Source organism: Bacillus sp. SD088 (genome assembly GCF_017355205.1).
GTDB lineage: Bacteria > Bacillota > Bacilli > Bacillales > Bacillaceae_C > Lederbergia.
Window position 1 is genome coordinate 217,337 of the sequence record NZ_JADIJK010000003.1, and the last position, 19,084, is coordinate 236,420.

Sequence of the window (19,084 nt, forward strand, 5' to 3'; positions counted from 1 at the left end):
TATTTACCATATGAATGGCTAATTTTTCACAAAAAATACTCCACTATATCTTAGCATACTCTTTACATGAAAACACGAGGATTGAGCGTTTGAATTCACCTTTTGTCGGTAATTAGATCATCTAAGCGATTCACCTTTCTACTTCCTTGCCAACTAACGCGATATTACAGTAATTTATTTGCTAAGAAACGAAAAAAGCCGCATCATCTTGATACGACTTTCAATCGGAAAAGGAGCACCTGGTAATAAGTTGTTCCCTTTATTAATTTAAGTAGTTTAATGGATCTACAGCATTCGATTTTGAACCGTTCCATAATCCACCTGCATGAACTTCAAAATGCAAATGTTGACCAAAAGAATGTCCTGTATTTCCCATAACGCCAAGTTTTTGACCTTTTTTCACCGATTGTCCTTCTGATACACTGCGACTTCTCATATGTGCATACACTGTTTCATAGGTTTTTCCGTCAATATGATGAATTACAAACACGACTTCTCCATAGCTGGAAGATTGGTAGGATCTATGTACAACCCCATCGGCAGCCGCTACAATTGGTACGGCCCCACTATTGGCAATATCAATCCCAAAGTGGGTTGCTCCCCATCTTCCTCCAAAACCAGATGAAACAGTTCCAGCAGCCGGCCAAGAGAAAGTACCCGAACTTGCTGGCGGGGTCTCCGGACTTGTAGAAGAACTATTAGAATCACTTGAGCTACCAGAACTACTGGATTCAGGTGGAGGTGTTTGACTCTTTGTCACCGCAGGCGCTTCATTTGTTTGAGCTTCTTCTGCTTTTTTGGCTTCTTCCGCAATTCTATCTTTTTCCTGTTGAATCGCTTTTTGTAAAGTCTCCTCTTGAGTGCTTAATAGTGCTTCTTCTTCCTCAAGAGACATTTTTTCGCTTTCAGCATGCTTTTTCTGAGCAGCTAGTTCATCCATTAACACTTTCTTTTCATCATTCTGTGACTTCAAGTCCGCTTTTATAACTTCTAATTCTTCCAGCATTTCATTTAAGCTAGCAAGCTTCTCTTCTACTTTCTTCTGATCAGCCTCTAACTTTTCCATATCTGCCTGTTGCTCTTCTAAAATCTTTCTATCCGCACTAACTAATGTCGAAACAGCTGAGACACGATCCACTAAATCTCCAAAGCTGTTAGCGCCTAATACAACATCAATAAATTTAACAGAACCACCATTTTGTTGAATATTTCTTGCGCGGTCTCTGAGTACTTCATTTCTCTTTTCAATTCGTTCTTTCAACTCTTTAATTTCCTCTTTTAATTGCTCAATTTCTGCTTTTGTATCGTCAATTTGCTGTTCTTTTTCTTTTAATTTTTGATCCGTATCGGCAATCTTCATTTCTAATTTCTCAATTTCGTCTTCAACCGAATGTTGCTGGTTTAAAATATTAGAAATTTCCCCGTCTTTTTGATTGATCGATTCATTTACATTCGATTTCTTATTATGAATATCGGATTGTTGTTGCTCGAGATCATTCAGTTTAGAAGTGGCTTGTGCCTTTCCCGTATTCGAAAATAAACCTCCACAAACCAACGTTGCTGCCAGTGTCACCGAAAGTACTGAACTTTTTTTCAAGAATCGTTTCCCCTTTCTCCCCTTGCATTTATCCTGGATTACCTTCCAATCAGTGGGATGAAAGAACCCTACTGAATGAAGTTTGACGGTATCCGCTGTCTAGACCAATGCAATTTTCTTCAAGATGCTTATTCGAAATTTGCTTATACTTTTAAGAAGCGTCGAACAGAAATGAAACTCCCCCATGCTCCGATAATGACGCCGATCAGTAAAAGTAAGAGACTTACCTGATAGACAAATGGTGTATATTCAAGCGGGGACATAAAATAATCATCTGGAATACGTTGTGACAAAAAGTCATATCCATAATTATATGCTGTTGCAACAATGCCAATAGGAATCACAGAACCTAGTATCCCCAACCAAATACCTTCAAAAATAAATGGCCAACGTATAAACCAATTCGTTGCTCCTACTAGTTTCATAATTTCTATTTCTCTTCTTCTAGCAAAAATAGTAATTTTAATCGTATTTGAGATTAGAAACATAGCTGTAAACAATAATCCAACGACGAGAACGGCCCCAACATTGCGGCTTGTCCTTAATAAACTAAACAAGTTCTCAACTTTTTTCTCGCCAAATTCAGCGGAATATACAAAATCTAATGCACGAATTTTTTGTGCCACAACAGGTGTTTCATCTGGTTGCCTCGTTTTGACAATAAAGACATCGTGAAGAGGATTTTCGTCATCACCAATAAGGCTCCATTCTTTCCCCATTGTTTGAATAAGATGATTGAGCTCGTCCTCTTTCGACGAAAAGACAACCGACTCTATTTCGGGAATTCCCTCAATGTTTTCCCCTAATTCCTTTTGTTCATCTTTATTCGCCGTCAAGTCAATATGTACACGGATCTCCACATCATTTTCTATGTCCGTTGCAAATTTATTCATATTCATCATAATGACAAGAAAGACACCAACCAACAGCAATGTCACCGTGACTGCACTTATTGACGCAAACGTCATCCAACCATTACGGCGCAGACTTTTGAAGCTTTCTCTCAGATGGCGACCGATGGTTCTAATTTTCATAGCCATATTCCCCCCGATGCTCATCACGGACAATTCTTCCGTTTTCGATGGCAATAACCCGATGTGTAATAGTATTTACAATCTCTTTATTATGGGTGGCCATTATAACGGTTGTTCCATTTAAATTAATTTCTTCTAAAATACCCATGATTTCCCACGCTGTATCAGGATCCAAATTTCCAGTAGGTTCATCCGCTATAATCAACTTAGGATTATTGACGATTGACCTCGCAATCGAAACACGTTGTTGTTCTCCGCCTGATAACTCTGAAGGAAGCATGCGCATTTTATGTTTCAGCCCGACCATGGAAAGAACGTCCATCACTCTATTTTTAATGTCTTTCGGTCGATGTTCTGTTACTTCCAAAGCAAAAGCCACATTTTCAAAAATCGTCAATGTGGGCAATAATTTAAAGTCTTGAAAGACTACTCCAATATTACGTCTTAAAAAAGGAACTCTTCTATTTTTTAATGTGGATAAGTTAATCCCATTTACGAGTATTTTTCCCGATGTAGGTTTTTCTTCTCTATAGATCATTTTGATAAAAGTGGATTTACCAGCACCACTTGGACCAACAATATATATAAATTCACCCTGCTGTATATCAACATTAAAACGATTAGCGGCTATAATGCCGTTCGGGTATTTTTTCACAATATCCTGCATTTTAATCATTTTCTCACCCGACCTTAAAAAAAGCTGTATTTATAAAGGTTGTTCAAAAATTCCGGTAAAAATGACACAGCGAATTTCTTCGTTGGCTTGCTTTCCGTTGCTCACGTATTAACTGCATACGTTCCGCTACTCAAAGTTACACCGCCTTGAACTTCTTGGTCCTTTTTATCCTCTTTTTTGAACATGCACTTAATATGCTGTCAAATAAAGAGATTTCCCGTCAAACTATGACGAAATTTCATAACAAATTCATTATAACATCCCAATTTGCGCTTTTATATTACAGTTATATTTCATTTTAGAGCTTTAGTTCTAAATTCTTATCTTTTGCGATAAAAACTATTATTTTTCAAGTGATTTTTCATTAAATTTTGTTTATTTATCTCATGTTCCACAAATAAATAGAGTCAAAAGGCCTATATCTATCGGTGTTCTCCATAGGAATAATAGTGGTATATTAACAAGAGTTTCGTCATCACTATATGACATTAGAAGGGGAATTCCGCACAAAAGAATAGAGGCTTTTGTCGTTTTAGTGATAATAAAAAACGACAGTTGTTTCTCACTGTCGTTTTGTTTCTCACTTATTTTTTCTCAGATAACCATTGAGCTACCTTGTCAGCGTCATCACCTGTAATGATATTTGGAGGCATTCCGGTTCGCCCATTTTCGATAACTTCTAAAATGTCATCTTTAGATAATTCTGCACCAATATGAGCTAACTCTGGTCCGTTTTTACCTTCAAGATTTTCTCCGTGACAAGAAATACAATTGTTTTTCACGATTTCCTCTGCATCATTTGTTGCGGTTTCGCCGCCTGTATCGTTGCCAGTATTATTATTATCAGCATTATCTCCACCACCGCCACAAGCAGCTAGACCAATCGCTAACATAAGTGCTAGTGGTAACCCCATCCATTTTTTTCTCATGGGAACAACTCCTTTTCTAGATTGATCTATTTTAGTATACCAATAACAGACATTAATTAAACGCAAAAAAACGGTGTGAAAATAGGTATAATCTTCCAAAAGCGATGGGACTCCAACAGAGGCACGGGCTTGGGTAATTAGCACAAGTTTGTGAACCAAAAAAGGACTGAAAGAATAAGCTCCTTTCAACCCTTTTATTTTTATTATTTAAACCCTTGAACGCAGGTAGGCATTGATAAAGGCATCTATCTCTCCATCTGTCACTGCTTGAACATTGCCTGTTTCTTCATTCGTGCGATGATCCTTCACCATGGAATACGGGTGGAAAACATAAGAACGGATTTGACTTCCCCAACCAATTTCCTTTTGTTCCCCTCGAATTTCTGCTAATTGCTTTTCCTTTTCTTCTAACTCGCGCTGATAAAGTTTCGCTTTTAGCATGTTCATCGCTTTTTCCCGGTTTTTAATTTGTGATCTTTCATTTTGGCATGTTACAACCGTCCCCGTTGGGATATGGGTAATCCGAACAGCGGAATCTGTTGTATTGACGTGTTGTCCACCTGCACCACTTGAGCGATACGTATCAATTTTCAGGTCATCCTGTTTGATATCTACCTCGACATCATCCGAAAATTCAGGCATAACATCACAGGATACAAAGGATGTGTGACGACGCCCAGAAGAATCAAATGGTGAAATTCGTACTAAACGATGGACACCTTTCTCAGCTTTTAAATATCCGTATGCGTTATGACCTTTAATCAACATCGTTACACTTTTAATGCCAGCTTCATCTCCAGGTAAATAGGATAGGATTTCTGTTTTGAAATTTTTCTTTTCTGCCCAGCGTGTGTACATCCGCAAGAGAATCGATCCCCAATCTTGCGACTCAGTTCCACCTGCTCCTGGATGAAGTTCGATAATAGCATTGTTTTTATCATAAGGATCGCTTAATAATAATTGCAATTCAAAATCATTAAGACGGTGGATTAGCTCCTGTAGTTCTCTTTCAAGCTCGGCTTCGAGGTCAGGATCACTTTCCTCTTTGACGAGGTCATGGGTCAATTCCAAATTTTCATGGATCTCTAGCAATTCCTTATATTCATTCACTATGTCTTTTAGACTATTCGCCTCATTAATGACCGTTTGAGCCGACTGTTGGTCATCCCAAAAGCCAGGCTCAAGCATTCTTTCATCCAGCTCAGCAATCCTTGTTTCCTTCTCTTCTAAGTCAAAGAGACCCCCTAAATTCAGCTAATCGCTCCGCTGTTTTTTCAAGCTCTGTTCTTACCTCAAATAATTCCATTACAAGCACCTCAACTGTGTCAGATTTATCCCGCATTAACGGGCAGTAATTCCCCCACCTCAAGACTTTAGAGAATACGGAGAAGCATAGGTGGGGATACACTGCCCGTAAAAGCCCGATTGGTTCAAGCCAACAAAATGTTGGTCACAAAGGCGTAGCGACGTACACGACGTACTAGTGCAGGCGAAACGACAGGATGTCGTGCTTTGAACCTGCCGACAGGATGTCGCGATTTTAGCCTTTGATCCTCTGAAATCAGTGGGGGATTGAAAGAAAATCCCCACTGATTGAAGTTTCACTTTATTTCATTGATGGGAATAGCGATAAACGCACTTACGTTAATCGACCATGACATTGTTTGTATTTCTTACCACTTCCACATGGGCATGGATCATTCCGACCAACTTTTTCACTTTTTCGGATTGGTTTTCTTTTAACCTCTCCACCATCTTCTTTTGGATTCACTGCCTGCCCTTTTGCAACTTCTTCCCGTTCCAAGTTATTTCTTATTTCTGCCTTCATGATATATTTAGCTGTGTCTTCCTCAATAGCCTCCACCATGCTTTCAAACATGGTAAATCCTTCACTTTGATACTCCCTAAGTGGGTCAATTTGCCCATAAGCACGTAAATGAATACCTTGGCGAAGCTGATCCATTGCATCAATATGATCAATCCATTTAGTATCAACAGAACGAAGCAAGATGACTTTTTCGAACTCACGCATTTGTTCCGGTGTTAAATATTCTTCTTTTTCATCATAATGCTTTTTCACTATGTCAAAGATGATTTCTTTCATTTCTTCTCGTTCTCTTCGCTCTAAATCTTCAACTGCCAAGTCACCTTCAAACAGAACGGTCGCATTTAAATAATCAATTAATCCTTGGATATTCCACTGTTCTTCTTCTGGCTCCGCTGTATAGCTAGCAACCGCCCGATCAATCACAGATTGAATCATTTTTTCAACGATATCTCGGAGATTTTCTGAGCTCATTACATCATCACGCTGCTGATAAATGATTTCTCTTTGCTGACGAAGAACATCATCATATTGTAAAAGCTGCTTCCGAGCATCAAAGTTATTTCCTTCTACTCGTTTTTGTGCTGATTCAACTGCTTTGGAAACCATTTTACTTTGGATCGGTTGAGAATCATCCATGCCCAACTTTTCCATCATCGATTTCATATTTTCAGATCCAAATCGGCGCATTAATTCATCTTCCATTGAAAGATAAAACTGTGTAATCCCTGGATCCCCTTGACGTCCGGATCGACCTCTTAGCTGATTATCAATCCTTCGGGATTCATGACGTTCCGTACCAATTACGGCTAAGCCACCTAGCTCTGTTACACCTTCACCCAGTTTAATATCTGTACCACGACCAGCCATATTTGTCGCGATCGTAACGGCTCCTTGTTGTCCAGCTCCGGTAATAATTTCCGCTTCTCTCTCATGGTTTTTCGCATTTAATACATTATGCTTTACACCTTTTTTAGTTAGTAGAGAAGAGACTAACTCCGACGTTTCAATGGCCACTGTCCCGACAAGGATCGGCTGCCCTTTCTGATATCTTTCATAAATATCTTCTACCACTGCATTGAATTTACCATTCATAGAAGAATAAATTAAATCAGAACGGTCATCCCTAACAACCTCCACATTCGTTGGAATCGAAATGACTCGCATATTATAAATATTGCGGAATTCTTCTTCCTCTGTTTTGGCCGTACCAGTCATCCCCGCCAATTTATCATACATGCGAAAATAGTTCTGAAATGTGATCGTGGCCATGGTCATTGACTCACTTTGAATTTCAACGCCTTCTTTCGCCTCAATCGCCTGATGTAATCCGTCACTAAAACGACGTCCTTTCATCATCCGGCCTGTAAATTGATCGACAATAACAATCTCGCCTTCTTGAACCACATAATCCACATCATGCTGCATGCTGACATGTGCCTTTAAAGCTTGATTAATATGGTGGTTAAGGACAACATGAGACAAATCGAATAGATTATCGATTTTGAAAAAACGTTCGGCTTTATTGATTCCCTCTTCTGTTAATTGAACCCCTTTTGTTTTTTCATCGTACGTATAATCTTCTTCTCTTTTTAAAATTTCTGCAAAAGCATTTGCCTGTAAATATAATTGTGTCGACTTCTGAGCTTGTCCTGAAATAATTAATGGTGTTCGTGCCTCATCAATTAAGATCGAGTCAACTTCATCAATAATCGCAAAATGAAGAGGGCGCTGAACCTTTTGTTCCTCGTACAGCACCATGTTATCGCGGAGGTAGTCAAAGCCAAACTCATTATTCGTTCCATACGTAATATCTGCGGCATATGCTTCTTTCTTTTCTTCCTTTGACATGCTATTTAAATTAAGTCCAACAGTTAGACCAAGAAATTGATAAAGTTCACCCATTTCTGTTGCATCACGACTGGCCAAATATTCGTTTACTGTCACAACGTGGACACCTTTTCCAGTAATCGCATTTAAATAAACAGGCATTGTTGCGGTTAATGTTTTTCCTTCACCTGTTTTCATTTCCGCTATATTTCCTTCGTGTAATGCCACGCCCCCCATAAGTTGGACTGGGTATGGATAAAGTCCTAGCACTCGGCGAGAGCCTTCTCGTACTACAGCAAAAGCCTCTTCTAGCATATGGTCTAACGCTTCACCATTTTGATATCTTTCCTTTAATTCATCGGTTTTTTGGCGAATTTCCTCATCCGATAACTGCTCCATCTCTGTAGCTAGTTGATCAATTTTCTCTGCCATTTTTTCTAATCGTTTCAAATCACGCTTATTGGGATCAAATAATTTATTAAGAAAAGCTGCCATATTTAAACGCTCCCCTATCTATTAAAAGTGCATACTTCTTTTGAAAAAAATATTAATTAAAACAAGTTGTCAAAACTAAAACCTTTTACCTAATTATCTATCATATCACTATCGGTTTTCTCTGACAACATTGGAAAAACTCCAAAAGCTTCAGAGGAAAATCGCTCCATAAATTAGAGCCCCAGCAATAACAAGGGCGGGATGTACTTTCCATTTTGCTAATAATAGATAGCTCATAAGTCCAATAAAAATTGTCTGCGGAAGACCAGCACTTTTTGTAGAATTTGCAAAGAAATCAAAGGTCATTATACCCAAAAGCACAGCGATAGTAGGCCGAACCAATTGAGTCATTTTTTTAACCTTTGGCGAATCTTTATGTTTTAAAAGTAGGCCTAACAATGGAATCATCAGAACTAAAGAAGGAGCGACTGTGGCAAATAAAGCGATAAAAGCGCCTAACACACCACCTTGCTGATAACCGATATAACCGGCCATCTTCGTAGCAATAGGGCCTGGTAAGGCATTTCCTAAAGCCAACACTTCACTAAACTCTTGAACAGTAACCCATTCATAACGTCCCACTACTTCATGCTCAATCAAAGGAATAGAAGAAGGCCCACCGCCATACCCAAGAATCCCCGGAATAAAAAAGGCAATAAAGATCTGCCAGTATATCATAGTGAACTCCTTTCATTTTCTGCGTTTACAGTTGATTTCTTCTTATTTCGTGCTGAAAGAGCAACAATTAATAAAAGAGCGATCACGATTGCTGGGTGAATACCTAATAATTGCATCACAATAAAGCTGCCAACAATAAGGAGAAGTGTAGAAATCCATCCCAAAGATTGATTGGATTTTTTAATAAATTCCCATGTGAGGATCCCCATTAGAACACCTGCTACTGGAAGAACTGCCTGCGACATCCCAGTAACCCAGGGTTTATCTTTATAAACACTTAATAAAGATAAAAATATAATCATCAAAGCTACTGTTGGCACAACTGTTGCAAAAATGGCATTGATCATGCCAAGCCATCCGCCAACTCGCCAGCCGATATACCCGGCCATTTTTGTATTGATTGGCCCTGGCAAGGCATTTGCAAGAGCCAAAACATCGCCAAACTCATCGTCATCCATCCATTTATACACACGGACTACTTCATGTTGAACCAACGGAATGGCAGAGGGCCCTCCCCCAAACCCAAGTATGCCAGAACGAAAAAAGGCGATAAAAATATGTACATGTTTCAAACCAATCCCCTCCTCTAAAACACCCTATAAGAATAACAAATGATAACTATGCCGAGAAGATGACTTTCTGATTAAAAAATAAGAAAAGCGCAAGCGCCCGTTTAGCGACGTACAAACTTTCTTAATAAGGATGAACGGCTAAAAACGTGCCATCCTGGCATCCTGGCGGCAGACTCAAACGCGCCGTCCTGTCGCTTCGCCTGCACTAGTACCTCCTGTACATCGCAACGCTGTTCTGACCAACATCCTGTTGGCCTGAGATAAAGGATACATGAAATGCGAAAGACGGCTGATTAGAAGCGACAAGCAAATGTTCCTGAAACGAAAAGGGTGAATTTCCCCTTCTACGATTCAAGGTTATTTTGCGGAACATCGGTTAAAGGCTCGACGTCCTGTCGAAACACCGATGGACTCGCATCCTGCGAGTCTCTCGCTCCTGCCGTCTGTAGCTAGACAGTACGGCGAAGCATGAGCCGATGTTTATCGTAGGAAGAAGCTGAAAGTTTGCTGGGCGCTGGAGCTAGATCAAAAACACTAGCCAAGAATTTTATAATTACCAAACAATAAAAAGCACGCCACCGTTGAGGCAGCGTGCTCCAGATAGATTATTTCTTAATTTGTTTCAATCAATCCATACTTTCCATCTTTACGGCGGTACACAATATTTGTCGCATTGGTTTCAGCATCTGTGAAGATAAAGAAGCTATGCCCAAGCATATTCATTTGCAAAACGGCTTCTTCACTATCCATTGGTTTAAGACTAAACTGCTTAGTACGGACAATCTGAAGCTCATCTTCTACCTCGTCATTAGCTGGAAGCCCATTTCCATTCATTTTGAAAAACTCCTTGGCGCTTCCTTGATCTCTAAATTTACGATTAACTTTTGTTTTATGTTTACGGATTTGTCGCTCTAATTTATCAACAATCAAGTCTACGGCTGCATACATGTCATCATGCTCTTCTTCAGCGCGAAGGACTAATTGTGGAAGGGGAATTGTTATTTCAACTTTTGCTTTTTTATTTGGATTAACTTTTAAATTAACGTGAACATTTGCTTCAGGGATTTCATTAAAATATCTTTCCAGTTTCCCTACTTTCTTTTCAATGTGATCACGTATTGCATCTGTAAGGTTGATGTTTTCACCGCGAATATTATATTTCAGCATTTTAACTCCTCCTTATATAATGCCTATGTATATATACTTCTACATTCCCTTTCAAACTCCTGCTTAATCCAATAAAAAATTTGTCGATTTTTTTACATTTTAACAAAATGGAGAGCATATCGACACTAAAGCGCAAAACTACTCTCCAAATGGACTTAATTTTCTCTATTACTGCCGTTTATCATAAAACATTCCGTCCAAACTATCTGTTGCCGCATACGGATTAGCATAATGGCTAACAGACTTCTTTTTCTTCTTTAGTGTTTTAAGGTCCATTTGAATATCTTTTAAGAACTGTTTTAACAGAGTATTCATTTCTTGATCCCGAGCGAGCAAGGCTTTTCCCAGTTCTTGCTCTTCATCTGAATATGGGGCTTGGAGATCTGCGAAAAAAGTCGAACGTTGTTGTAATAGGGTTTCGATTTTTTTAATAGTAGCCTCTCTTTGTTGAACAGCAGTTATTTGAGCCAATACAATGATTTTCTCTGTGATGGCTAAACATTGTTGTAGAGTATCCATTAAATGCCACTGCTTCCTGCTGCATGTTGATGTTGACGATTTAATTGGATTGCTTGTTTCCAAGTATCACGAAATTCCTTGATCATTTCTTCCATTTCGGTCAGGATTTCAACATCATTTTTAATATTCGCTTCCATTAAACGCCGATTCACATAGTCATAAAGTGTCATCATGTTTTTGGCTACCGGTAATTCCATATTTAAGGTGACCATTAGCTCACTAACAATATTTTGCGCCTTTTGGATATTCGTATTCTTTTCTTCAATATTATTTTTTTCCATGCCCACTTTAGCCAAATGGATAAACTTAAGACAGCCATTGTAAAGCATTAATGTTAACTCTCCCGGAGCAGCCGTTGTTACGGCATTTTGTTGATACGTCTGGTATGGGTTTGCACTAGCCATTTTTTCACTCCTCTAAAATGTAAATGTTGCTCTAAAATCCACCAAATTGTTGCATTAGATACGCCGATTGCTGATTAGCCTGTTGGATCGCTCTTTCCATCGCGGTAAATTGACGCCAATAGCGATTTTCCGTCATTTTTAGCCTTTCTTCAAAGCGATCAATACTTTTGTCTACATTAATCAATTCACGTCCAAGTGTGAATTGTTGATTGGTGGAAGTAGCACGTCCAGCTTTTTCTTGCACCTTTTTCATAGAAGCATCCACTGTATCATAAAGTCTGTGGACGATCCCTTTCCCGGCTTCAGAATCATTGCCGCGGAATAAATTTTCAACAGATTCGGGATCTTCTTCTAAAGCTTCCTTTAATTTCGCTTCATCGATTTCTAGCTTTCCGCCTTCAAGATAATTAGCGGTTGTTTTAATGCCGATACTGGCCAATTGTTTAAAAATGCCGTTTGTCTCCACCGTGCTGTACATATCCATTCTCATACTGGATAATACGCCTGATAGCACCATATCGCCTTTTAAAAGACCACTTCTCGCCATTTCTTCCCATTTTTCTTGTTGCTTTTCAGAAAGCTCGTCCCGCTCATCATCTGTTAAAGGTTTATAATCTCGAAAACGTTCCTCATTCAATTTACCGCCAATTTCTTTAATTAATTCATTGTATTGATTGACAAATTCCTTAATATTTTCAAGTACCTGTTCTGAATCATTTCCGACTGAGATGGTTGTTGGTTGTTGACCACTAGCAGAGTCAGATTCGAATGTTTGTTTTAAGGTAATGGTGACACCATTCATGTCAAAAGTGTTAGAACTACGTTCGGTTGTGAGTCCGTTGATCGTGAATTTGGCGTTTTGCCCGTCCTGTAATTCTGCGTCCTTAAAATTTAAAATATCTTCCATAAAAGCTCCAGTTACAGAGATATCGCCAGTTCCATCCTCGCCAAATTTACCGGTTTCCTTACGTGTTAAAGTCACTCGATCTGTGAATGAATCATAAAACATCGTAACTCCTGCGCTCGATTCATTGACTTTGCGGATCACGCTGTTTAAAGTATCTGTCCCTGTCATAAAGATAGTTTCGTTTACTTCACCTTTTGATGTTTGTGTATTAATACCAAAAGAGGCATAATCCTGGGTGAAAGTGGCTTCCATTTTTTTCGGCCAGTTTTCTTCCTCATCCTCTTTAAACTTCTCGGAGTTGAAAGTAATAATTCCTGTATCTAGGTTAATATGTCCTAACACATCTGCTGAGTCATCACTATTTACAAGTGTGCTGTTCCCCTGTTCATCTGTTGCGACAATGTATTCAGCACTATCAACAGCCACTGTAATTCCTTCAGTTAACGAACCTTTCCCTAGGTTCCAAGTAGTAGCTGGTTTTTCACCAATCTCCAATGTTTGTGTTTTTTTATCTAAAACATAATCAACCTTAACGACACTGCCTTTTGCTGGGATGATATTATCCCCGAAAATCAATTCCCCCTTACTATTTACTACTACTTGATTCTCAGATGCGACGGCATTTTCTGAGAGATCAATCTTTGCAGTAACAGCACGTCCATTAACAACAACCTTTATTTCCTCTCCATCTTTAAGTTCTCCATTTAATTTCAATGGCGGTACATTCCCTACCTCATCTACAGTTAAGGTTTCCGATTCGACAACACCCGTTTTCCAGTCAGCATCTACCTGGTTTTTTAATCCTTTAGTTGGATCTAGAGAAATTTTCCCTTTATTCACCAACCTCGCCGCTTCCGCCAACTGTTCTACCTTCGAAATCGAATACGACGCCTGTGCAGCACCACTTGAAACCGTGGCTGTGACGAATTGTTCATTTGATGAGGAAACTGTTCTCGCTCGGTAGTTGGTTGTTAATTTTAAATTTGCAAGCTTGTCCCGAAAGCTAAGTAATTGTGTATTAAGTGCTCTGTAGTCATCTCTTTGCCATTCTAGGATTTGTTTCTTTTGTTTCAATTTATCGAGTGGAATACGTTCGGCACTCATTAAATCCTTTACAATTTGATCTATATCCATTCCACTTGCCAAACCGGCAATTCTCATCTACCTCACTCCATCTATCCTTATATTTTTTTGTCGACCATGATGCCTAAATACTCGGTCATTGCCGCAAACATATCCAGTAATTTTTTCGGTGGAATTTCTCTCACTACTTCATCTGTCACTTCATCCACAAGGGTGACATAGTATTCATTCAATTGATCATGGAATTGAAATTTCAAATGTGTTTGTGGAGAGGCTTTAAGAAATTCATTCATTCCATTAACAACATTTGCAACATCTTTTGAAGAAGGTGAATCCATTTTGATTGCCTGGTCCTTCGTTACAATCTTTTCTATTGTGTTATTTGTAGTTATTGGTATTTCTTCAAATTTGCTGGTCATACTCCCACTATTTGTTGATGTGGATGAGAGACTTCCCCCTATTGGTCCTGACATCACTTTACTCCCTTTCACACATTGGTTTATTTACAGCTAATATCGGCATGAAACCCTTTTTGTTTATAGATAATCTATACTAATTTTATTCGCGCGCTTTATGGCTATCGCCTATTTCCCGCTTGAGATTGCGTCTTTTTTTCATGGGAAACATATTATGCAATGGAGGAGATTTGGGTATTTCACTCCAAAAACTTTAATTAAAGAGGAGGTTCCCCTATGAATCAAATGCACTATCCAGTAGAATTTCATGATCAATTTGGTCATACGGATCACAGATTAATTGGCCGCCCATTTGGATTTGGCAGACCATTCGGTTTTCGACCAGGCTTTGGGCGACCGTATGGATTTGGCTTTGGTGCTCCATTGCTTGGAGGGTTTTTAGGTGGTTTGGCACTCGGCTCCTTGGTCCAACCTTACCCTTATCCTTATTACCCTGTTTATCCATATGGAGGCTATTATTGGTAAACAGCTGAGATGATAAGCAAGGATTTCCCGGGAAATGGCGGATTTTGTTGAAATATGAAAATTCTCCAGATGATAAACCTTATGGTAAAAACTTTATTTTGCAGATGGGGTAATTTATTTGTGAATGGGAATACCAAAAGGGAAGGAAAATTTTCATAAAAGGAGTGACCTTCATGAAAGGCACAGCGATTATGGCAACGGTTGCCCTTGGTGCTGCTTATCTACTCAGAAATGAAAAATCACGTAATAAATTAATGAATCAATTTAAAAGCATGGCTTCAGTAATGAAGTAAACAATTTAACCTATCCGTCAGTTTTTATTCCGACGGATAGGTTATGTTTTCTTATTCTTCCACCAATCCCAAACATCCTGATAACGCATTGGTTTAGAAAAATAATATCCTTGTAAGATCGGGCAGCCGATCTGTTGTAAAATCTTATATTGCTCTTCTGTTTCTACACCTTCACAAACGACTTTTAACTTCAACATATTGGCAAGATCAATGATTGATTTTGCAATTCTCACGCTTACTTCATTATAAGTAATATCCTGAATGAATTGTCGATCGATTTTTATTTCTTGAACAGGAAAATGCTGTAAATAATGAAAGGCAGAGAACCCTGTTCCAAAATCATCAATACTCACTTGAAACCCATGTGCCCGGATGGCTAAAATTTGCTGCTTCGCTTTTTCTAAATCTTCGATAGCCACATCCTCTGTAATTTGAACAATTAATTGCTGGGCATTCACATCATACTTTTGCAAACAAGCTGCTAGAAAATGCTGGAGGGATGGATCCAAAAAATGTCTAGATGAAATATTAATGGAAATGGTTATTGCTTCCCATCCTTGTTTTTTCCATGTTTCTAATCGTCTAAATGCTTGTTCAATTACCCACTCCCCAAGCGGAAAAATAAGTCCTGTAGCCTCAGCTAGTTCAATAAAGGTTCCTGGCATCTTCACTCCTTCCTCTGGGTGTTGCCAGCGAATTAATCCCTCCAAACCAATTAATTCTCCGGACATTGCATCCATTTGAGGCTGATAATATAATTCGAATTGCTCTTGTTCAAGCCCTTTTCTTAAACTCATTTCTGTGCGAAAGTCATTCCTCATTTTTCGCGTTATTCCGTCATTATATTCCACCCGTAAATCACGAACGACCATTGTATTCTTTTGATTTAAAGCTGCTTTTGCTTTCGCTATGCAATCTTTTGGCGTATTCCCGTGCTCGGGAAAAACACTGATCCCATAACTACAGGTAACAAAAATCTCCTGATCATAAGCTGAAATCGATAAGCCTAAAACCTCTATCATTTCATCCATTAAGAGCTGTACAGATTTTTTCAAACATCGGTCTAACAGAAACAGACCAAAAAAACCATCTGCAATATGGGTAGCAAAGCCTCGTTGGTTCATCATCTTTTGCAATCGCTCTCTCGTAATGGCTAATACTTGTTCAGTATATCTGTCTCCGAGAACATTCCTTATTTCAGGAAACTGATCTAGTTGAAGATAAATAAAATAAGCTTTTTCTTTAGCTTTAAAAGCTTTCCCAAAATCATCGGCTAGCATCAAGAAGTCATCGTAGGGATACAACCCCATTAATGAATAGGTAGCAACAAGTTTATTAAGACGATTATTAGAAGAGCTACTCGGAGTTAAGTCCATTATAAACACGTCCTTGTGAATCTGTACTTCTTTTCTAATATCGGTAAAATTTCGACGAATTCCACACATTCTTCTATTAAATTTAAAGTGAATTTCAGAAAACACGCACTTCTCTACTGTTACTCAATAGATGATGTGCTATACTAAACATTAAAAATAGCAAAGGAGTTGATTTTGAAAAAAAGGACGTTTGGGAGTTATGAGAACGGCTTATTCTGAATGAAGTCGTGATAATTGCAAGTTCTAGAAATTGATGTCGTTTACATTCCATCTCCCAACCATTTACATAAAGCGGTAAAGAGGATGTGAAAAAACAATTGCCTTTGGTATAAAATCTTATCAAGGGAATAAAATCTGGTAAGACTGTACTAAATTATGCTGAAAGAGTGACAGATTGACTTTTTAATAGAAAGGGAGACAGCTCTATGAAAAATATTCGTGTCAAAGGGATTGAAAAGGAAATATCTAGTCTAGTAATGGGGTCAGATTATTTCACACCCGATAAAATGGAAAAAGTTACTGAGGTTTTAAATGACTATCTTGAAATCGGTGGCAACACAATTGATACCGCTTTTATCTATGCCGGTGGAAGAAGTGAAGAAGCGATTGGCATTTGGATGGAAGAAAATAAACGTCGCGATGATGTTATCATTCTAACAAAGGGTGGTCACCCTAATGCGAAAGGACCACAAATTAATAAACAAGCCATTGATAATGAATTAAAAATTAGTTTAGAGAGATTGCGTACAGATTATGTGGAATTGTATGCCCTCCATCGTGATGACCCAAATGTACCTGTTGGGGAGATCTTAGAAATTCTTAACGAGCATGTAGAAGCAGGTCGTATTGGTGCATTCGGTGGATCGAACTGGTCTTTTGAGCGTTTACAAGAAGCGAATGATTATGCTGAAAAACATGGGTTAATTGGCTTTAGTTACAGTAGTCCTAATCTTAGTTTAGCTAAAGCGCAGGAACCTTATTGGGCTGGCTGTGTTTCTGTCGATGATCCAATTATGTCTTGGCACGAAAATAACCATATGCCGCTATTTTCATGGTCTTCGCAGGCACGTGGATTTTTCACTGGGCGTTTTACACCAGAAGACCGCTCAAATGAAGATTTAGTCCGTGTTTTCTATAATGATGAAAATTGGGAGCGTTATCGCCGGGCTGAACAGCTCGCAAAGGAAAAAGGCGTGGAAACGATTCAAATCAGTCTTGCCTATGTATTAAATCAAGCATTCCCGACAGCTGCTATTATTGGACCACAAAACAAGCAAGAAATGGTTTCCTGTCGTCAGGCTGCAGATATCCGTCTAACAGAAGACGAGATTCAGTGGCTTGATTTGAGAAAATAATGAATTAAAGTGTTAGTCAGTAAAAAAGAAGCTAATGACCAACTAGTATGAAGGAAATTAGCTTCTTTTTGTTTGATTAGCGCCTTTTTCTCAAGTTTGATTTTTCAGATGGTTTCCATTCGATATGAACAGGCTGCCAGTCACCATTTTCAAAATACCAATCTGTTTCAACAACTCCAAGTTGATCCGCGTGATAAGCACCACTAATCTGTCGATAGCCTTTCAATCCATAGCCATCTTTTCCCTTTATTTTAACCACTTCAAAAAAGGCGATAGGATCAATCATTAATTCTGTCGGTTCATTCAGCTGCCCATTTTTTTGATATAAGCCAATCGAAATATAATCCTTTCTACGATCCCATAAATCGAGAATAATCGGCTTCCCTAATCCTGGAATCTCGATCACAGCGACAAAGTCTTGGTCAAAATGACCTTGGACCGCTAGCGGAGTTGGAAGAGGAATTTCTTTTATCTCTCCCCCTTTAGCCGTATGCAAAGCGTAATTATAAAGCCCGCCACTTCCCCCGGTTGCGCTGGAATATAAAATATCATCTACTCCGTCATGGTTTAGATCTGCAAAATCAAGCTTTGGCTCATAACCACCCTCATAATCAATTTTTAATTTTTTGCCTTCGAAAGTCTTAATTTCAGCCCAGATCTTTTGGTAATAAGGAGAGTCGCCTTTAAATGGAATACCATAGACGATAATATCGTCCAGTTTTCCATCCCCTGTCACATCATGCTTGTATTCTAAAATCGTCTTTCCTTGCTCAGCGGCAGCAGTTGGGGTAGAAATGGCAAGAATGACAACAAACGCAATAAGAACAAATACCAGTTGCTTTTTCAAAAAATCCCTCCAATCATTGGGTGATATGAATATGATTCCCTTTATGAATTGATTTATCCCGCATTAACGGGCAGTAATCCCCCGCTGATTGAAGTTTCACTTTATGAAAAGCGATTTCATTCTTTTCTCGTTTTTTATATTATTCGGCTAGCCCATTCACTCTGTTTTTTTAATCACTTTATAAATTGAGCCATAGAGCGTGCTGTCAATTGATTCGGACTTGCGAGTACAAATGGTTGATCTTGATCAGAGTGGGCAAAAAAGTTAACCTTTTTTGGGATACCTGGAATTAAATCAAAGTAATTATCGCTGAAAATCCCCTCTTCTTGGGCATCAAGCCAAACATTTTTGGCGAGATAATCCGTATTTAAGATAAATTCGGGTCCATTACTTCCATTCACTTCTTCTATCGTGATCGTCGGTTCAGCAAGATCGATCTCTTTCATACGTTGGAAGTAGTATTCCCCATGAGGATCCCTTTGCTTGAACTTCCATTCATTTAAATTCTTAGTTTTAATTTTCATGAACAATCTCCACCTTGTTAAAAATTACGGAA

General features: G+C 38.7%; 18 protein-coding genes. 2 read left to right on the forward strand and 16 right to left on the reverse strand.

Annotated elements, in window-relative coordinates; all coding sequences use genetic code 11:
• Nucleotides 1–262: 262 nt before the first annotated feature.
• From IPU53_RS03975 to flaG, 13 genes are all read right to left on the reverse strand, one after another.
• Nucleotides 263–1,597 (reverse strand): murein hydrolase activator EnvC family protein, encoded by a 1,335-nt coding sequence (locus IPU53_RS03975; protein ID WP_207447937.1) that lies wholly within the window; start codon nucleotides 1,595–1,597, stop codon nucleotides 263–265.
• 143 nt (nucleotides 1,598–1,740) lie between these two features.
• Nucleotides 1,741–2,631, reverse strand: coding sequence for a permease-like cell division protein FtsX (gene ftsX / locus IPU53_RS03980; protein ID WP_207447944.1), 891 nt, complete (start codon nucleotides 2,629–2,631; stop codon nucleotides 1,741–1,743).
• Nucleotides 2,621–3,307, reverse strand: coding sequence for a cell division ATP-binding protein FtsE (ftsE, locus tag IPU53_RS03985; RefSeq protein ID WP_207447946.1), 687 nt, complete (start codon nucleotides 3,305–3,307; stop codon nucleotides 2,621–2,623). The genes ftsX and ftsE overlap by 11 nt, the downstream gene beginning before the upstream one ends.
• A 584-nt stretch (nucleotides 3,308–3,891) precedes the next feature.
• Nucleotides 3,892–4,236 (reverse strand): cytochrome c551, encoded by a 345-nt coding sequence (cccB, locus tag IPU53_RS03990; RefSeq protein ID WP_207447948.1) that lies wholly within the window; start codon nucleotides 4,234–4,236, stop codon nucleotides 3,892–3,894.
• A 207-nt stretch (nucleotides 4,237–4,443) separates the two neighbouring features.
• Nucleotides 4,444–5,542, reverse strand: a protein-coding gene (gene prfB, locus IPU53_RS03995) for a peptide chain release factor 2 (RefSeq protein ID WP_207447950.1) whose coding sequence is annotated in 2 segments (ribosomal slippage) — nucleotides 4,444–5,469 and nucleotides 5,471–5,542 — 1,098 coding nt in all. Because the reading frame shifts where the segments join, the coding sequence is not laid out codon by codon here.
• A gap of 333 nt (nucleotides 5,543–5,875) precedes the next feature.
• Nucleotides 5,876–8,386, reverse strand: a complete 2,511-nt coding sequence (secA, locus tag IPU53_RS04000) for a preprotein translocase subunit SecA (protein ID WP_207447960.1) — start codon at nucleotides 8,384–8,386, stop codon at nucleotides 5,876–5,878.
• Between the two features lie 150 nt (nucleotides 8,387–8,536).
• Nucleotides 8,537–9,064 (reverse strand): chromate transporter, encoded by a 528-nt coding sequence (locus IPU53_RS04005; RefSeq protein WP_207447962.1) that lies wholly within the window; start codon nucleotides 9,062–9,064, stop codon nucleotides 8,537–8,539.
• The gene (locus IPU53_RS04010) at nucleotides 9,061–9,636 is read right to left on the reverse strand and encodes a chromate transporter (protein ID WP_207447964.1); all 576 of its coding nucleotides are present in this window, start codon (nucleotides 9,634–9,636) and stop codon (nucleotides 9,061–9,063) included. The genes IPU53_RS04005 and IPU53_RS04010 overlap by 4 nt, the downstream gene beginning before the upstream one ends.
• 612 nt (nucleotides 9,637–10,248) lie before the next feature.
• On the reverse strand, nucleotides 10,249–10,803 hold the full coding sequence (gene hpf, locus IPU53_RS04015; RefSeq protein WP_242698056.1) for a ribosome hibernation-promoting factor, HPF/YfiA family: 555 nt from the start codon (nucleotides 10,801–10,803) through the stop codon (nucleotides 10,249–10,251).
• A 168-nt stretch (nucleotides 10,804–10,971) separates the two neighbouring features.
• Nucleotides 10,972–11,322, reverse strand: coding sequence for a flagellar protein FliT (locus IPU53_RS04020; RefSeq protein WP_207447966.1), 351 nt, complete (start codon nucleotides 11,320–11,322; stop codon nucleotides 10,972–10,974).
• Nucleotides 11,322–11,726, reverse strand: coding sequence for a flagellar export chaperone FliS (fliS, locus tag IPU53_RS04025; protein WP_207447968.1), 405 nt, complete (start codon nucleotides 11,724–11,726; stop codon nucleotides 11,322–11,324). Before fliS ends, IPU53_RS04020 begins: the two co-directional genes overlap by 1 nt.
• 31 nt (nucleotides 11,727–11,757) lie before the next feature.
• The gene (gene fliD, locus IPU53_RS04030; RefSeq protein WP_207447970.1) at nucleotides 11,758–13,794 is read right to left on the reverse strand and encodes a flagellar filament capping protein FliD; all 2,037 of its coding nucleotides are present in this window, start codon (nucleotides 13,792–13,794) and stop codon (nucleotides 11,758–11,760) included.
• 20 nt (nucleotides 13,795–13,814) lie between these two features.
• The gene (gene flaG, locus IPU53_RS04035) at nucleotides 13,815–14,189 is read right to left on the reverse strand and encodes a flagellar protein FlaG (protein WP_242698057.1); all 375 of its coding nucleotides are present in this window, start codon (nucleotides 14,187–14,189) and stop codon (nucleotides 13,815–13,817) included.
• A 228-nt stretch (nucleotides 14,190–14,417) separates the two neighbouring features.
• Between flaG and IPU53_RS04040 the strand changes: the two genes are divergently transcribed.
• Nucleotides 14,418–14,657 carry a hypothetical protein gene (locus tag IPU53_RS04040; protein ID WP_396019898.1) on the forward strand — a complete coding sequence of 80 codons (240 nt, stop codon included), beginning with the start codon at nucleotides 14,418–14,420 and terminating at the stop codon, nucleotides 14,655–14,657.
• A 334-nt stretch (nucleotides 14,658–14,991) separates the two neighbouring features.
• Here IPU53_RS04040 and IPU53_RS04045 read toward each other — a convergent pair whose 3' ends face one another.
• Nucleotides 14,992–16,326, reverse strand: a complete 1,335-nt coding sequence (locus tag IPU53_RS04045) for a bifunctional diguanylate cyclase/phosphodiesterase (RefSeq protein WP_207447974.1) — start codon at nucleotides 16,324–16,326, stop codon at nucleotides 14,992–14,994.
• A 425-nt stretch (nucleotides 16,327–16,751) separates the two neighbouring features.
• On the opposite strand from IPU53_RS04045, the gene IPU53_RS04050 reads away from it, so the two are divergent.
• Complete coding sequence (locus tag IPU53_RS04050; RefSeq protein WP_207447975.1) at nucleotides 16,752–17,681, forward strand: aldo/keto reductase; 930 nt, start codon at nucleotides 16,752–16,754, stop codon at nucleotides 17,679–17,681.
• A 76-nt stretch (nucleotides 17,682–17,757) separates the two neighbouring features.
• Here the strand turns inward: IPU53_RS04050 and IPU53_RS04055 are convergent, their stop codons facing one another.
• The gene (locus tag IPU53_RS04055; RefSeq protein ID WP_242698058.1) at nucleotides 17,758–18,528 is read right to left on the reverse strand and encodes a hypothetical protein; all 771 of its coding nucleotides are present in this window, start codon (nucleotides 18,526–18,528) and stop codon (nucleotides 17,758–17,760) included.
• A gap of 173 nt (nucleotides 18,529–18,701) precedes the next feature.
• Nucleotides 18,702–19,052 (reverse strand): glycoside hydrolase family 2 protein, encoded by a 351-nt coding sequence (locus IPU53_RS04060; RefSeq protein WP_207447977.1) that lies wholly within the window; start codon nucleotides 19,050–19,052, stop codon nucleotides 18,702–18,704.
• Nucleotides 19,053–19,084 lie beyond the last annotated feature (32 nt).

Excerpts from the sequence above, each read along its gene's own strand:
- fliS (WP_207447968.1), bottom strand. The coding sequence starts at position 11,726 with ATGGCTAGTGCAAACCCATACCAGACGTATCAACAAAATGCCGTAACA.
- IPU53_RS04050 (WP_207447975.1), top strand. The coding sequence starts at position 16,752 with ATGAAAAATATTCGTGTCAAAGGGATTGAAAAGGAAATATCTAGTCTA.
- IPU53_RS04060 (WP_207447977.1), bottom strand. The coding sequence starts at position 19,052 with ATGAAAATTAAAACTAAGAATTTAAATGAATGGAAGTTCAAGCAAAGG.
- ftsE (WP_207447946.1), bottom strand. The coding sequence starts at position 3,307 with ATGATTAAAATGCAGGATATTGTGAAAAAATACCCGAACGGCATTATA.
- IPU53_RS04005 (WP_207447962.1), bottom strand. The coding sequence starts at position 9,064 with ATGATATACTGGCAGATCTTTATTGCCTTTTTTATTCCGGGGATTCTT.
- hpf (WP_242698056.1), bottom strand. The coding sequence starts at position 10,803 with ATGCTGAAATATAATATTCGCGGTGAAAACATCAACCTTACAGATGCA.
- cccB (WP_207447948.1), bottom strand. The coding sequence starts at position 4,236 with ATGAGAAAAAAATGGATGGGGTTACCACTAGCACTTATGTTAGCGATT.
- IPU53_RS04045 (WP_207447974.1), bottom strand. The coding sequence starts at position 16,326 with ATGGACTTAACTCCGAGTAGCTCTTCTAATAATCGTCTTAATAAACTT.
- flaG (WP_242698057.1), bottom strand. The coding sequence starts at position 14,189 with ATGTCAGGACCAATAGGGGGAAGTCTCTCATCCACATCAACAAATAGT.
- IPU53_RS04040 (WP_396019898.1), top strand. The coding sequence starts at position 14,418 with ATGCACTATCCAGTAGAATTTCATGATCAATTTGGTCATACGGATCAC.
- ftsX (WP_207447944.1), bottom strand. The coding sequence starts at position 2,631 with ATGAAAATTAGAACCATCGGTCGCCATCTGAGAGAAAGCTTCAAAAGT.
- fliD (WP_207447970.1), bottom strand. The coding sequence starts at position 13,794 with ATGAGAATTGCCGGTTTGGCAAGTGGAATGGATATAGATCAAATTGTA.
- secA (WP_207447960.1), bottom strand. The coding sequence starts at position 8,386 with ATGGCAGCTTTTCTTAATAAATTATTTGATCCCAATAAGCGTGATTTG.
- IPU53_RS04020 (WP_207447966.1), bottom strand. The coding sequence starts at position 11,322 with ATGGATACTCTACAACAATGTTTAGCCATCACAGAGAAAATCATTGTA.